The organism is Catenulispora sp. GP43 (genome assembly GCF_041260665.1).
Lineage (GTDB): Bacteria > Actinomycetota > Actinomycetes > Streptomycetales > Catenulisporaceae > Catenulispora.
Window position 1 is genome coordinate 43,491 of sequence record NZ_JBGCCT010000043.1, and the last position, 13,200, is coordinate 56,690.

A 13,200-nucleotide genomic window follows, 5' to 3' on the forward strand; every position below is an offset into this window, starting at 1 on the left:
CGAGAGCCCCTGGAACGAGCTCGAGAACGCCTAGAGCGAGCTCGAGAACCTCGCAGCACCACCGCTGACCGTCGCCGTTTCTGCCGCGGTCTCCGTCGCCGTCTCCGTGCCGGTGGAGGGCGCCGTGGAAGCGGTGCCCCCGCTCGGAGTCGGAACGGCGACGGTCGGCTTCGGCCGCAGCACCGCCCCGCCCCGCGCCGGGACCGTGCCCCACTCGCCGTCCCCGCTACTGGTCCACAGACTCATCGCGCCGTCCAGCGCGAAGTCCGCGGCGCTCCAAGCCTTCGGCGGCGTCAGCGCGACGTTCTTCGCGTCGCGCACCTGGATCGTGTCCGCGTAGCGCCCCTTCACCAGCTGCTTGGTGCGGGGGAACACCGCGACGCCGTCGTCGGTCTTCTCCGGGACCAGGTCGCCGCCGGTCTTCGCGTACAGCACCGTCTCGGTCTGCGGCGTGCCGAGGACCACCAGCCGGTTGCTCTGCGGCAGCCACACCGACAGCTCCGCGATCTGCTGCGCGTCGTCGACGTCGTCGGTCGAGCCGGGGCGGGCGTGGGTGAACGTCACCGGCGTCGCGTACACCGACATGCTCGATGCCTTGCCGGTCTGGGTCCCGGTCTGGCTCCCGGTCTGGCTCCCGGTCTGGCTCCCTGTCTGTGTCTCGGTCTGCGTGTAGTCGCCGACCAGGAGCTGGGCCTGGGACGGCGAGCCGTCGGGCCCGTTCGTCCAGCCCTGCATGACGTACAGCCAGGTCTTCTGTGCCTTCTGCGGTGCCCCCTTCGCCGCCGCGCCGTGCCCCGACGAGGCCGGAGCCGGCGCCGGCGTCGCCCCGGTGGTGTCCTGGTCCACCTGCGCCCACAGCGTCGTGACCGTCGCGGTCGCCGTGGGAGCCGTGACGTGCGCCAGCAAGTACGACTTCGCCACGTCCACCGCCTGCGCCGGCACCGCCGCGCCGCGGCTCGGCCAGGCCAGCGCGTTCTCCGGCGGCGTCGGCAGCGCCACGGTGTCGCCGCTCTGCGCCGCCGGCGGTACCGGCACCGGTGCCGGGTACGCGCTGGTCAGATCCACGATCGCGGACGGCGGCGGCGCGGCCGAGGCGGCCCCGCCGTGCACCCCCAGCTGCGAGGCGACCGACGGGCCGAGCACCGCCGCCACCACCAGCACCGCGGTCGCCGAGGCGGCGCGGACCGCGCGGCGGCGCCGCCGGATGCGCGTGGCCCGGGCCATCACCTGGGGGAGCAGGTCGCTCTGCGGCGCCGAGCTGTAGTGGTCGGCGATCAGGCTCAGCGCCCTGCGCAGATCCGGCACGGTCTGCGGTACGGGTGCCCGCGATCCCTCCGGCGATCCCTGCCGCGCCCCCTCCTCGGGGGTCGCCGGTGCGTCGCCGGTCGGCTCATCACGGTCAGGCCGCGCGTTGTCCCAGGTGTCCATGGCGCCAGGGAAGACGCGAATCGAAAGCCGCAGGTTGCCTGCCGGTCACCCGGAGGCGGTAGCGGAGTGTGCCAGGATGGCCGGTCGTGGAGCGTTTCAAAGTTGCCGGAGGGGCCCGCCTCGCGGGCGAGATCGCGGTGTGCGGCGCGAAGAACAGCGCGCTGAAGCTGATGGCGGTCGCCCTGCTGGCCGAGGGTCGGACCGAGCTGCGGGGCGTCCCGCGCATCCTGGACGTCGAGCTGATGGCCGAGCTGCTGCGGCGGCTGGGCTGCGGCGTCCGCCTGGACTGGGAGCCGGGGCCGGAGCGGGAGGACGGCCCGCAGAAGGGGTCGGCCCTCGTCATCGACGTGCCGGAGGATCCGGGCACCGAGGCCGACTACGACCTGGTGCGCCGGCTGCGCGCGTCGATCTGCGTGCTGGGCCCGCTGCTGGCGCGGCGCGGGGAGGCCAAGGTGTCCTACCCCGGCGGCGACGCCATCGGGTCGCGCGGCCTGGACATGCACATCGACGGCCTGGAGCGGCTCGGCGCCGACATCTCCCAGGAGCACGGCTTCCTGGTCGCCTCGGCCCCGAACGGCCTGCTCGGCGCCAGCATCCTGCTGGACTTCCCGAGCGTCGGCGCGACCGAGAACATCCTGATGGCCGCGGTGCTGGCCAAGGGGACCACGGTCATCGACAACGCCGCGCGCGAGCCGGAGATCGTCGACATCTGCGCGCTGCTGGCCTCGATGGGCGCCAAGATCGACGGGTCGGGCACCTCCACGCTGGTCATCGAGGGCGTGGACACCCTGAGCCCGGCGCCCTCGCCGCACCAGGTGGTGGCCGACCGGATCGTGGCCGGCATGTTCGCGGTCGCGGCCACCATGACCCGCGGCGACGTGCGGGTGGACGGCGGCAACGCCGCGCACCTGGAGATCGCCCTGGACAAGCTGACGCAGGCCGGCGCGACCGTGCTGCCGGACGAGACCGGGTTCCGGGTGACGATGGACCGCCGCCCCCGGGCCGTGGACATCATCACGCTGCCCTACCCGGGCTTCGCCACCGACCTGCAGCCGCTGTTCGCCGCGATGAACTCGATCGCCGAGGGTACCTCGATGGTCACCGAGAACCTGTTCGACGCGCGCTTCGTGTTCCTACAGGAGCTGGCGCGCCTGGGCGCCTCGGTGCGCACCGAGGGGCACCACGCGATCGTGCGCGGCGTCGAGCGGCTGTCCGGGGCGCCGGTGCGGGCCACCGACATCCGGGCCGGGGCCGGGCTGGTGCTGGCCGGGCTGGTCGCCGACGGCCACACCACGGTGTCCGACGTCCGGCACATCGACCGCGGCTATCAGGGCCTGGTGACGCAGCTGCGCTCGCTGGGCGCGCAGATCGAGCGGGAGCCGGACCCGGACCCGTACCCGTAAGCACGGCGCAGGATCTGTGAGGACGTCCTGGAAGAAGCCCTGGAAGAGCCCCGGAAGAAGCCCTGGCAGACGCCCGTGACGAGCGTTACGCCGCCGTTCACACCGGGTACGGCCGACCCCGCGTTATCTTTTGGACGTCCAAGCAAATCACCCTTGTGAAGTATGAGGTAGCGCAGTGTCCAAGAAGCTGACCGTCATCGGCGCCGGTCTGATGGGTTCGGGGATCGCGCAGGTGGCCGCCGCCGCCGGTTACGAGGTCGCGGTCCGCGACGTGACCGACGCCGCCCTTGAGCGCGGTGTCGAGGGCATCCGCGCCTCGCTGGAGAAGTTCGCTTCCAAGGGCCGCTACACCGCCGAGGAGGTCCAGGCGGCGATGGGCCGCATCACCACGACCACCGAGCTGGCCGAGGCGGTCGCCGACGCCGACGTGGTCGTCGAGGCGGTGTTCGAGAACGTCGAGGTCAAGCAGGAGATCTTCCGCGAGCTGGACCGGCTGGCCAAGCCCGGCGCGGTCCTGGCCACCAACACCTCGGCGATCCCGATCACCCAGATCGCGGCGGTCACCTCCCGCCCGCAGGACGTGGTCGGCACCCACTTCTTCTCCCCGGTCCCGATGATGCAGCTGTGCGAGCTGGTCCGCGGCTACAAGACCTCCGACGAGACGCTGGCCAAGGCCCGGGCCTTCGCCGAGGAGATCGGCAAGACCTGCATCGTGGTGAACCGCGACGTCGCCGGCTTCGTCACCACCCGCCTGATCGCCGCGCTGGTGGTGGAGGCGGTCAAGCTCTCCGAGTCCGGCGTGGCCACCGCCGAGGACATCGACCTGGCCTGCAAGCTCGGCTTCGGCCACGCCATGGGCCCGCTGGCGACCACCGACCTGACCGGCGTGGACATCCTGCGCAACGCGACGCGGAACATCTACACCGAGACCCAGGACGAGAAGTTCAGCCCGCCGGAGCTGCTGAACCGCATGGTCACGGCCGGCGACCTCGGCCGCAAGTCCGGCAAGGGCTTCTACAACTACTCATAGGCCTGAGCTACTCATAGGCCCTGGCCGGGGTGGAACGAGGCCCCGGTCGGGCTGAAACGAGGCCGCGGCGGCCGCCGGTGCGCGAAAAACCGGCGGACGCCGCGGCCTCGTCCTGTCAGGATCACGATCATGACGCTTTCGTTCGCCGAGAAGCCGGTCCTGCCCGGCGAGCTGGTCACCCTGCGCCCGGTGGCCGTCGAGGACGCACCCGGTCTGCTGGAGCTGCTCGCCGACCCGGAGAGCTCCCGGCTGACCGCCACCCGCGCCGAGCCCGACCCCGAGGTCGCGCGGCGGTGGTACGCGACCCGCGGCGAGCACGACGACCGGCTGGACCTCGCGATCGTCGAGAACGCCACCGGGACGTACGTCGGCGAGGTGGTGCTGAACGACCTGCACGTCGAGAACCGCTCGTGCGGCTTCCGCATCTCGTTGGTCGGCCCGCGCGTCTTCGGGCGCGGATACGGCACCGAGGCGACGCGCCTGGTGCTGCGGCACGCGTTCGAGACGGTCGGGATCCACCGCGTCGAGCTGGACGTGTACACGTTCAACCCGCGCGCCCGGCGCGTGTACGAGAAGGCGGGCTTCGTCCTGGAAGGGACGAAGCGCGAGGCGCTGCTGTGGGACGGCCAGTGGTTCGACGCCTACGTGATGGCCATGCTGGAGACCGACTGGCGCGCGGCGGCCTGATCGCGGTCCAGCCGCCGCAGGCTCGCCACCCGCTGTAGGACGCCGAGCCCGGTCACCACCGCGCCCAGGCCCAGCCAGCCGACCGGCCCGGCGGCCAGGACCACGGTGGAGAGCACCACCGGCCCCGCGGAGCGCTCGACCGCCTGCGCCATCCCGGCGACACCCAGGTACGAGGCCTGAGCGTCGGCCGGCGCCAGGGACACCGCCAGCTCCCAGGACACCAGCGAGCGCACCAGTTCGGCGCCGGTCAGCACCACCGCCGCGGCCAGCAGCGCCACCGCCTCGACCGCCGCGCCGCCGCGGGCGGACCCCGCGATCAGCGCGCAGCCGGCGAGCAGCGCCACGCCGTACCAGCAGGCCGCGCGCGCCGCGGAGCGGGCGCCGGCGACCCTGGAGGTGACCGGCATCTGCAGGAATACACACATCAGGGTGTTGATCACCATGACGGCCGGGATCACCGCGTGCGGCGCGTCGGTGCGGGTCACCGCCCACAGCGGGATGCCGACGGTCATGATCGTGTCGTCCAGGTTCAGGAAGGTGTCCAGCACCACGAACAGCAGGTAGCCCGGATCGCGCCAGGGGCTGCGGCCGCGTGCTTCGGCCTTCTTCCCACCAGCGTTGTCGGCGGCGTCGGCGGAGGAGGGGGCGGAGTCGGCGGCGGCCCGCACCGGCGCGCGCCGGCTCGTCCGCATCACGATCGCCGCCACCGCCAGGTACGACAGCCCGTCGAGCACCACGACGACCTCGTACACCCGCGTCGTCCCGAGGGCGACCGCGATCGCCGCGAGCCCCGCGCCCAGCGCGTACGCCGCGTTCATCACCACCCGCGACAGGGCCCGGTACGTCGTGCGCCGGTCTCCGGCGGTCTGGCCGGCGAACACGATCTCCATCGTCTTCGATCCGCGGTCGCACAGCGTGGTCGCGGTCGTGACCGCCAGCAGCGGTGCGAAGCCGTGGCACAGGGGTACCGCGCACAGCGTCAGCACCCTGATGAGATGGCAGGCCACCAGGATCGTGCGCACCGGGTACCGCTCGGCCAGCTCGCCCGCGATCGGCGGTCCGGCGATCCCCACGAGCCCGGCCACGCCCAGCAGTGCACCGATCTGCCCCGCGCTGAGGTGGGCCACCACCGTGAAGTACAGGACCAGCGCGGAGGACCAGACGCCGTTGCCGACCCGGTCCAGGAACAGCGCCGCGAGCATCCGGCGGGCGTCGTGTCCGCCAGGTGGGTTACGCAGCTGCGCGATCGTCGAGGTGCGTTTCGGGGCCGGTCCGGCGGTGGCGGACGCACCGGTCCGGCGCCCCGTGTCGCCGGTCCCGATGCCACCGCTCGCCGATTGGCTCCTGCGCCACCCCATGTCCCACCCCTAGCGTCAGCCCTGCAGGTCCTCCTGGAGTGTGACGCAGGCAATCGCTCGATGTCAAGAAGCTTGATGTCGAGATAGTGGCGTTCCGGTGCGTCGTGCGCCGATGTGCGCAAGGTCACCGGTGACACTCCTGTTACCCGTCAGTAGGCTCCGGACCAAGGCGCCGACCCCACTCTGCCGGGGCGGCGACACCATCCACCTTGGGAGCCCCCGTGACCGAGCGCGGCAGTTCTTTCGAGCGAGACCGCCCCTGGGTGATGCGGACTTACGCCGGCCACTCCACCCCGGCCGAGTCCAACGCCCTGTACCGCAGGAACCTGGCAAAGGGCCAGACCGGTCTGTCGGTCGCCTTCGACCTGCCCACGCAGACCGGCTACGACCCGGACTCGATCCTGGCCCGCGGGGAGGTCGGCAAGGTCGGCGTGCCGGTCTCGCACCTGGGCGACATGCGCGCGCTGTTCGACGGCATCCCGCTGCAGCGGATGAACACCTCGATGACCATCAACGCCCCGGCCATGTGGCTGCTGGCGCTGTACCAGGTGGCCGCCGAGGAACAGGGTGCCGATGTCGCGGCGCTGGCCGGCACCACGCAGAACGACATCGTCAAGGAGTACCTGTCGCGCGGGACCTATGTCTTCCCGCCCGGCCCGTCGCTGCGGCTGATCACCGACACCATCGCCTACACGGTGGCGAACCTGCCGAAGTGGAACCCGATCAACATCTGCTCCTACCACCTGCAGGAGGCCGGCGCGCAGCCGGTGCAGGAGGTCGCCTACGCGCTGTCCACGGCGATCGCCGTGCTCGACGGCGTGCGCGACTCCGGGCAGGTGGCGCCGGAGGACTTCGGCCAGGTGGTCGGGCGCATCTCGTTCTTCGTCAACGCCGGCGTGCGCTTCGTCGAGGAGATGTGCAAGCTGCGGGCCTTCGCGGCGCTCTGGGACCGGATCACGCGCGAGCGCTACGGCGTCGAGGACGAGAAGCTGCGCCGCTTCCGCTACGGCGTCCAGGTCAACTCCCTGGGGCTGACCGAGGCCCAGCCGGAGAACAACGTGCAGCGGATCCTGTTGGAGATGCTGGCCGTCACGTTGTCCAAGGACGCGCGGGCGCGCGCCGTACAGCTGCCGGCGTGGAACGAGGCGCTGGGCCTGCCGCGGCCGTGGGACCAGCAGTGGTCGCTGCGCATGCAGCAGGTGCTGGCCTACGAGTCGGACCTGCTGGAGTACCCGGACCTGTTCGCCGGCTCGAAGGTGGTCGAGGCCAAGACCGACGAGATCGCCGACGCGGCCTGGGCGGAGATCGAGCGCATCCAGGAGCTCGGCGGCGTCGTGGCGGCCGTGGAGTCCGGCTATCTGAAGGCGCAGCTGGTCGGCGCGCACGCCGAGCGGCGCGCGAAGATCGAGTCCGGCGAGATGACGGTCGTGGGCGTCAACAAGTTCACCGAGACCGAGCCGAACCCGCTGACCGCCGACCTGGACGCCGCGATCCAGACCGTCGACCCGGCCGTGGAGCAGCACGCCGTGGCGGCGCTGAAGGAATGGAAGGAGCAGCGGGACGGCGCGGCGGTGGACGCCGCACTGGCCCGGCTGCGCCGGGAGGCCGGAACGGAAGCGAACCTGATGGACGCGACGCTGGAGTGCGTGCGCGCCGGGGTCACCACGGGGGAGTGGACCGGGGTGCTGCGTGAGGTCTTCGGCGAGTTCCGGGCGCCCACCGGCGTCTCGGGCTCCACCGGGACCGCGATCCCGTCGGAGGAGCTCGTGGAGCTGCGCCGCGAGGTGGATCAGGCCTCTGAGGAGCTCGGCCGGCGGCTGCGGCTGCTGGTCGGCAAGCCCGGTTTGGACGGCCACTCCAACGGTGCCGAGCAGATCGCGGTGCGCGCCCGCGACGCCGGTTTCGAGGTCGTGTACCAGGGGATCCGGCTGACGCCGGCGCAGATCGCGGCCGCCGCGGTGGCCGAGGACGTGCACTGCGTCGGGCTGTCGGTGCTGTCCGGCTCGCATCTGCAGCTGGTGCCGGAGGTGTTGAAGGAGCTGCGGGCCTCCGGGGCCGGCTCGGTGCCGGTGGTGGTCGGCGGCATCATCCCCGACGCCGACGCGCGGGCGCTGCGCGAGGCCGGCGTGGCCGCGGTGTTCACCCCGAAGGATTTCGGGATCACGCAGATCCTGCACACCATCGTCGAAGAGATCCGGCGTGCCGGATCGGTCGCGGTCTGAGCGGACTCCCTCGCCGCCGGACGCGAATCGGCGCCCTTCCCCCGGAGATATCCCCTAGGGAAGGGCGCCGATTTGTAGGCCCGCCCGTCTCCCACCACCGCCCGTTAAGGAGACGCTGCGCGTCACAGTATGAACTTTTATGCGAGCTCGAATTCACTCAACGACGAATCAGGCGTCGGCCTTCTCGGCGGCTTCCTTCTCCGCGATGGCGTCCGGGTGGTGCTCGCCGGCGAATTCGCGGCCCAGCACCTCGTGCGTGACCCGCAGGTGGTCGATGCCGGTCTCGCCGTGCTCGGCGGCGTGGCCGTCCAGGGCGTTCAGGATGCGCTCGACGGGCTCGTGGTGGCCTTCCAGGCGCTGCTCGGCGTAGTAGGCGATGCCCAGCTTCATGAACAGCTTCGCGCCGTGCCGGTGGGCGCTCCACTCCTCGGCTTCCTCAACCGCGCCCTCGAAGCTCTTCTCGGTGATCTCGAGGCACTTGGCTATGAAACTCATCGGTCTGCGACTCCTCGCGTCGAAACGGCGCCCATCGACACTATCGACGAGGCGTATGCGTGCTCCCCTACACGCCCCTGCCGTGACGGACAGAGTGCGGGTTAGCAGCGTATCGAGCTGAATGATAGCGGCAACTGCGAGAACGGGTTACGGCGAAGTGCGTATGCGGGACTAGTACTGCGATAGGGGAAGCTCTGCGTCTGCCCCGTGGGAACATCGAGTAATGAACCAGTCGCCATCGGCTCGCGCGCGCAACCTGATCGCCGGCCATCCCGGGCGCACGGCGGACGCGCGCCGCGCCGCCCTGCGGTTGTTCGTCCCCGAGGACGGCGACGCGCCGGTGCTGACACCGTTCCTGTTGTCGGTGGCCGCCGACGCGGCCGAGGACGATCTGGTCCGCATCGAGGCGATCAGGGTGCTGCCGATCGCGTACATACCGGAGGGCGGCCCCGCGGCCTCCGTTCGAGCGGCCCTGATCCGGCTGGCCGCGGAGGACTCCGACTCCGACGTCCGCAACACCGCCGGCTACACCGTCTTCGATCTTCCCGGGGCCGAGGACGACGTCGCGCGGATGCGGGAGCTGATCGCGGCCGAGGAGGACGAGTTCGTCGCGGAGAACATCGACGCGTCTTTGGAGCTGTTCCTGGAACGCAGGAAGCGCAGAGGTGTTGTTGAGGAACCGTCGGGTTGATCGGCACCGCACCGGTAGTCGTCCAGTCACCCACGGCAGCCCGGATGCGCGGCGCACCGCTTTCCCGTTGATAGGCTCCGATCCCATGCGCATCGTCATCGCCCACTGCACCGTCGACTACGCCGGCCGTCTGTCCTCACACCTCCCGGAGGCCAAGCGCCTGCTGATGGTGAAGAACGACGGCAGCGTCTCGATCCACGCCGACGACCGCGCCTACAAGCCGCTCAACTGGATGTCGCCGCCGTGTGTGCTCAAGGAGACCGCCGGCGACGAGGACGGCGGCCTGGTCTGGACGGTCACCAACAAGGCCGGCGAGCGCCTGGTGATCACTCTGCGCGACATCGAGCTGGACTCCAGCCACGACCTCGGCGTCGACCCCGGCCTGCAGAAGGACGGCGTCGAGGCGCACCTGCAGGAACTGCTGGCCGAGCAGATCGAGACCCTGGGCACCGGCTGGACCCTGGTCCGCCGCGAGTACCCGACCGCCATCGGCCCGGTGGACATCATGGCCCGCGACGCCGACGGCGCCCACGTCGCCGTGGAGATCAAGCGCCGCGGCGAGATCGACGGCGTCGAGCAGCTGACCCGCTACCTGGAACTGCTCAACCGCGACCCGCTGCTGGCCCCGGTCCGCGGGGTGTTCGCGGCGCAGGAGATCAAGCCGCAGGCGCGGGTGCTGGCCGCGGACCGCGGGATCGAGTGCACGGTGCTGGACTACGAGGTGCTGCGCGGGATGGACGACCCGAGTTCGCGGTTGTTCTGAGGGCCGATTCGCCCCGAGTCGGTACTGATCCGGCCCCGCCGGCTGCCCGTGCGCGTCCCGTTTTCGTCCCCCCTTGGCTGGAGCGGGGAGGGTGAATCAGGATGTTGTCTCGAAGGTAACCGACACGGTGGGAGCAGAGAAATGCAACTCAGCAGAAGAACCCTGCTAGCGGGGGCGGCGGCCGCGGTGGCCGCGCCGGCCACGCTGTACCTGGCCGAGGGCACCGCGCAGGCGTACGCGAGCTACGACGTCGCGGTGTGCGAGCAGTACCACAACCAGATACAGATCTACTCCTCGGCGGCCGGCTGGACCTCGCCGGAGTGGATCTGGTCGCCCGGCGCCGGCGGCTGGGCCAACCTCTCGGACGTGAAGTTCCGCAGCACGGCGAAGTTCGGGGAGGTGGCCCTGGTCGCGGCCTCCGGCGGCAACGTCGGCATGGTGGACAAGAACGCGTCCGGCACGCAGGGCACCGGCAGCCTGCTGTGGGAGGCCTCGCCCGGCTCCAACCCGCACGCGATCGAGCGGATCCCGAACATCGGCGCGGTGGTCGCCGCGTCCTCCGGCGGCTACCTGCACGTCTACGGGCCGACCGCGATCAACGACCCGAGCACGCTGGCGCTGGTGCAGACCGTCAGCTTCCCGGGCGCGCACGGCCTCTGGTACGACGACGTGCACAACCGCTTCTGGGCGGTCGGCCAGGACAAGGCGACGTCGTACGCGGTCAGCGGCACCTACCGGAACACCCGACGGGGTCGACGTCTCGATCGGCACGGGCAACCTGGGCCACAGCCTGGACGCGTCGTACAAGGACAGCGGCATCCTGCTGGTGAGCCACACCAGCGCGGTGATCGCCATCAACAAGACGACGCACGCGGTGAGCACGGTGCACGCCAATCACGCGGTGAAGTCCTTCAGCCAGCACTCCTCCGGCGAGGCGTTCTGGGTGCAGAGCACCGGCAAGGCGTACCACGGCGACACCCGCGACTGGGTGAACCCGGACGTGCAGTTCTTCAACGCCGCGGGCGCGACCTCCTTCACCCGCGGCCTGTCCTACGGCGCGGAGTTCTACAAGGCCCGCCTGCACGCAGTCGGCTACCACTGACGGCACGCCGCCGATGCAGACCCCGGACATGCGCCAGCTCAGATCCTTCCTGGCCGTCGCCCGCGAACGCCTCGCCGCCGGCGCCGCCCTCGTCGCCGCCGACCTCGACGCCCTGGTCGACGAGGTGCGGCGCACAGCTTGACCCATGGGGCCCCAGTGGGACCGGCGCGAAGGCAGCGCGCCGGCTTCGCGTGGCGGAGCGTAGAGCGGGATCGAGCGCCGCCAGCAGGGTATCCGTCCCAGCTCTGGACCGGGATGCCGAGAGATGTTGGACATCAGTCGTGTGCTGATGTCGTTTTGAAAGCCCTTCGCCCCGACAGGTTAGAAGACCTCCGGGTTGGGCCATGCCTCTAGGTGTATCCCCTACCGGGAGGAGTCCTCTGATATGTCCCTCGATGTTTCCCCGGATCTGCTTGACGCCGCCGAGCGCGGTGAGGTGACCGACGAGCAGTTCGCCGAGTGCGTGCGGGACTCGCTGCCCTACGCGTGGCGGATGGTCAGCGACCTGTCGACCCGGCTGCACGTGGACGGCGCGGACGGGACCGGCTTCGTGGACAACACCACGCCGCCGCCGGACGAGCAGGCGCGCGGGCAGCTGCTCCGGGCTCTGGCCAGCGACGCCATCCGCGGCTGCCTGGAGCGGCACTTCGCGGTCAAGCTGGCGTTCCAGAACTGCCACCGGGTCGCGGTCTTCCCCGTCGGGACGTCCGCGGACTCCGAGGTGTACGGCAGGTTCACCTCTGTTCGTGCACAGCTCCTGAACCAGTCGCCGCTGCTGCGCGACTGCTGAGCCGCGGGTCCTGCGGAGCTGGTGGGGACGGTTCGGGTTCGGATAGCCGTACTGGAATACGGGCTGGTGCGGGCTTCCCGAATCGAGGCCGGAGGACTTGCGAAAGGCCGGTGGCGTCCCAGGGGGCAGGGGACGCCACCGGCTCTTCTTTGTCTCCGGCAGGACTCATACCCGTTCAGGCGCCGCGTAACAGTGGGAGCACTGAACTTCCCAAAGCCTTGATGTTCTCCAGCGTATGGTCGGGGCCGCCGCCCTCGACGAAGAGCAGGAAGTGTTCGATCCCGGTCGCTTGGCGGGCCTGTAGGATGCGGTCGGCGCAGTACGAGGCCGGCCCGATCGGGTGGATCGCCGTCAGGTGCTCGGCGTAGGCGTCGGGGTCGCGCATCGGCTGCCGGGTCCCGTCGAACCGGACATGCGCGGCCATCCCCGGGCGCAGCCACGTGGGCATCGTCTGTCGCAGAAGGCTGATTCCCGACGCGCGGGACTCGGCGACCTGGGCGACCACCACCGAGGCATGCGGCGCGCCGACCCCGTAGGCCCGCACCATCTCCGCCTTCTCGGCGTCGTCGGAGTGCATGCCGAGCAGCATCGGCAGCCGGCGTGCGGCTGCCATGGCCGCCGTCTCGGGGGACGTGCACGCCACCAGCATCCGCGGACGTCCGCGCGGCACCACGGGGACCTCGCGGAACCGGTGGAACTCGCCGTCATAGGAAACAGAGTCCTGAGAACCCCAGGCGCACAGGACGTCCAGCGCCTCGGCGAGGGCCCGGTGCGACAGCCCTTCCATCCCGGTGCCGAACACCTCCAGGTCCACCCACGGCCCGCCGCGCCCGACCCCCAGCGTGAACCGGCCGCCGGTGAGCACGTCGAGCATCGCCGCCTGCTCGGCCACCGCGACCGGGTGCGCCGTGGACAGCACCGTCACGGCGGTCCCGATCCCGATCCTCCGGGTGCGCCCGGCCAGCAGTGCGGCGAAGGTGAGAGCTGACGGGCAGGTGCCGTACGGCATGAAATGGTGCTCGGCCACGAAGACGTCGTCGAACCCGGCGTCCTCGGCGGCGGTGCCGTAGTCCAGGGCGGTCTGCAGCGTCCGCTCCGGCGAGATGCCCGGAAAGCCCGCTGCCAACAGGAAAACACCGATGCGCATGGGTACCAGTGTGTAACCCATGTGGGCACTCTCACAGGCAAGAAGGTGCTGTCAGAACAGGGGTGTCGCGTAGATACTGACCAG

14 protein-coding genes are annotated in these 13,200 nt (G+C 70.9%); 8 read left to right on the forward strand and 6 right to left on the reverse strand.

What is annotated here, in order from left to right:
* Positions 1-30: 30 nt before the first annotated feature.
* On the reverse strand, positions 31-1,428 hold the full coding sequence (locus ABH926_RS48685) for a hypothetical protein (protein WP_370374225.1): 1,398 nt from the start codon (positions 1,426-1,428) through the stop codon (positions 31-33).
* An 86-nt stretch (positions 1,429-1,514) separates the two neighbouring features.
* On the opposite strand from ABH926_RS48685, the gene murA reads away from it, so the two are divergent.
* The 3 genes from murA (at position 1,515) to ABH926_RS48700 (ending at position 4,548) form a co-directional block, all read left to right on the forward strand.
* The gene (gene murA / locus ABH926_RS48690) at positions 1,515-2,831 is read left to right on the forward strand and encodes a UDP-N-acetylglucosamine 1-carboxyvinyltransferase (protein ID WP_370374226.1); all 1,317 of its coding nucleotides are present in this window, start codon (positions 1,515-1,517) and stop codon (positions 2,829-2,831) included.
* A gap of 175 nt (positions 2,832-3,006) precedes the next feature.
* Positions 3,007-3,861, forward strand: coding sequence for a 3-hydroxyacyl-CoA dehydrogenase family protein (locus tag ABH926_RS48695; RefSeq protein WP_370374227.1), 855 nt, complete (start codon positions 3,007-3,009; stop codon positions 3,859-3,861).
* A gap of 129 nt (positions 3,862-3,990) precedes the next feature.
* Positions 3,991-4,548, forward strand: a complete 558-nt coding sequence (locus tag ABH926_RS48700) for a GNAT family N-acetyltransferase (RefSeq protein WP_370374228.1) — start codon at positions 3,991-3,993, stop codon at positions 4,546-4,548.
* Here the strand turns inward: ABH926_RS48700 and ABH926_RS48705 are convergent.
* Positions 4,503-5,906 (reverse strand): MFS transporter, encoded by a 1,404-nt coding sequence (locus ABH926_RS48705; protein ID WP_370374229.1) that lies wholly within the window; start codon positions 5,904-5,906, stop codon positions 4,503-4,505. The two genes, ABH926_RS48700 and ABH926_RS48705, sit on opposite strands and share 46 nt — an antisense overlap.
* A 266-nt stretch (positions 5,907-6,172) precedes the next feature.
* Between ABH926_RS48705 and ABH926_RS48710 the strand changes: the two genes are divergently transcribed.
* Entirely contained in the window at positions 6,173-8,128 is a 1,956-nt protein-coding gene (locus tag ABH926_RS48710) for a protein meaA (protein ID WP_370374273.1), read from the forward strand.
* Positions 8,129-8,296: 168 nt separating this feature from the next.
* On the opposite strand, the gene ABH926_RS48715 is transcribed toward ABH926_RS48710, so the two are convergent.
* On the reverse strand, positions 8,297-8,623 hold the full coding sequence (locus ABH926_RS48715) for a hypothetical protein (RefSeq protein WP_370374230.1): 327 nt from the start codon (positions 8,621-8,623) through the stop codon (positions 8,297-8,299).
* A gap of 223 nt (positions 8,624-8,846) precedes the next feature.
* On the opposite strand from ABH926_RS48715, the gene ABH926_RS48720 reads away from it, so the two are divergent.
* Together ABH926_RS48720 and nucS are read left to right on the forward strand one after the other, a co-directional pair.
* A complete protein-coding gene (locus ABH926_RS48720; protein WP_370374231.1) occupies positions 8,847-9,314 on the forward strand; it encodes a hypothetical protein in 468 nt (155 codons plus the stop codon).
* A gap of 85 nt (positions 9,315-9,399) precedes the next feature.
* Positions 9,400-10,077, forward strand: coding sequence for an endonuclease NucS (nucS, locus tag ABH926_RS48725; RefSeq protein WP_370374232.1), 678 nt, complete (start codon positions 9,400-9,402; stop codon positions 10,075-10,077).
* A 287-nt stretch (positions 10,078-10,364) separates the two neighbouring features.
* Here nucS and ABH926_RS48730 read toward each other — a convergent pair whose 3' ends face one another.
* Together ABH926_RS48730 and ABH926_RS48735 are read right to left on the reverse strand one after the other, a co-directional pair.
* Positions 10,365-10,613: a hypothetical protein gene (locus tag ABH926_RS48730; protein ID WP_370374233.1), complete on the reverse strand. Its 249-nt coding sequence runs from the start codon at positions 10,611-10,613 to the stop codon at positions 10,365-10,367.
* A 42-nt stretch (positions 10,614-10,655) separates the two neighbouring features.
* Complete coding sequence (locus ABH926_RS48735) at positions 10,656-10,808, reverse strand: hypothetical protein (protein ID WP_370374234.1); 153 nt, start codon at positions 10,806-10,808, stop codon at positions 10,656-10,658.
* 95 nt (positions 10,809-10,903) lie between these two features.
* Between ABH926_RS48735 and ABH926_RS48740 the strand changes: the two genes are divergently transcribed.
* Both ABH926_RS48740 and ABH926_RS48745 read left to right on the forward strand, forming a co-directional pair.
* A complete protein-coding gene (locus ABH926_RS48740; RefSeq protein ID WP_370374235.1) occupies positions 10,904-11,179 on the forward strand; it encodes a hypothetical protein in 276 nt (91 codons plus the stop codon).
* A 385-nt stretch (positions 11,180-11,564) separates the two neighbouring features.
* Positions 11,565-11,969, forward strand: a complete 405-nt coding sequence (locus ABH926_RS48745) for an SCO5389 family protein (protein WP_370374236.1) — start codon at positions 11,565-11,567, stop codon at positions 11,967-11,969.
* Positions 11,970-12,144: 175 nt separating this feature from the next.
* Here the strand turns inward: ABH926_RS48745 and ABH926_RS48750 are convergent, their stop codons facing one another.
* Positions 12,145-13,116, reverse strand: coding sequence for an LLM class flavin-dependent oxidoreductase (locus ABH926_RS48750; protein ID WP_370374237.1), 972 nt, complete (start codon positions 13,114-13,116; stop codon positions 12,145-12,147).
* Positions 13,117-13,200: the final 84 nt, after the last annotated feature.

Coding starts and splice junctions, on each gene's coding strand:
- ABH926_RS48685 (WP_370374225.1), bottom strand. CDS start 1,428: ATGGACACCTGGGACAACGCGCGGCCTGACCGTGATGAGCCGACCGGC.
- ABH926_RS48700 (WP_370374228.1), top strand. CDS start 3,991: ATGACGCTTTCGTTCGCCGAGAAGCCGGTCCTGCCCGGCGAGCTGGTC.
- ABH926_RS48705 (WP_370374229.1), bottom strand. CDS start 5,906: ATGGGGTGGCGCAGGAGCCAATCGGCGAGCGGTGGCATCGGGACCGGC.
- ABH926_RS48710 (WP_370374273.1), top strand. CDS start 6,173: ATGCGGACTTACGCCGGCCACTCCACCCCGGCCGAGTCCAACGCCCTG.
- ABH926_RS48715 (WP_370374230.1), bottom strand. CDS start 8,623: ATGAGTTTCATAGCCAAGTGCCTCGAGATCACCGAGAAGAGCTTCGAG.
- ABH926_RS48720 (WP_370374231.1), top strand. CDS start 8,847: ATGAACCAGTCGCCATCGGCTCGCGCGCGCAACCTGATCGCCGGCCAT.
- nucS (WP_370374232.1), top strand. CDS start 9,400: ATGCGCATCGTCATCGCCCACTGCACCGTCGACTACGCCGGCCGTCTG.
- ABH926_RS48730 (WP_370374233.1), bottom strand. CDS start 10,613: ATGTTCGGGATCCGCTCGATCGCGTGCGGGTTGGAGCCGGGCGAGGCC.
- ABH926_RS48745 (WP_370374236.1), top strand. CDS start 11,565: ATGTCCCTCGATGTTTCCCCGGATCTGCTTGACGCCGCCGAGCGCGGT.
- ABH926_RS48750 (WP_370374237.1), bottom strand. CDS start 13,116: ATGCGCATCGGTGTTTTCCTGTTGGCAGCGGGCTTTCCGGGCATCTCG.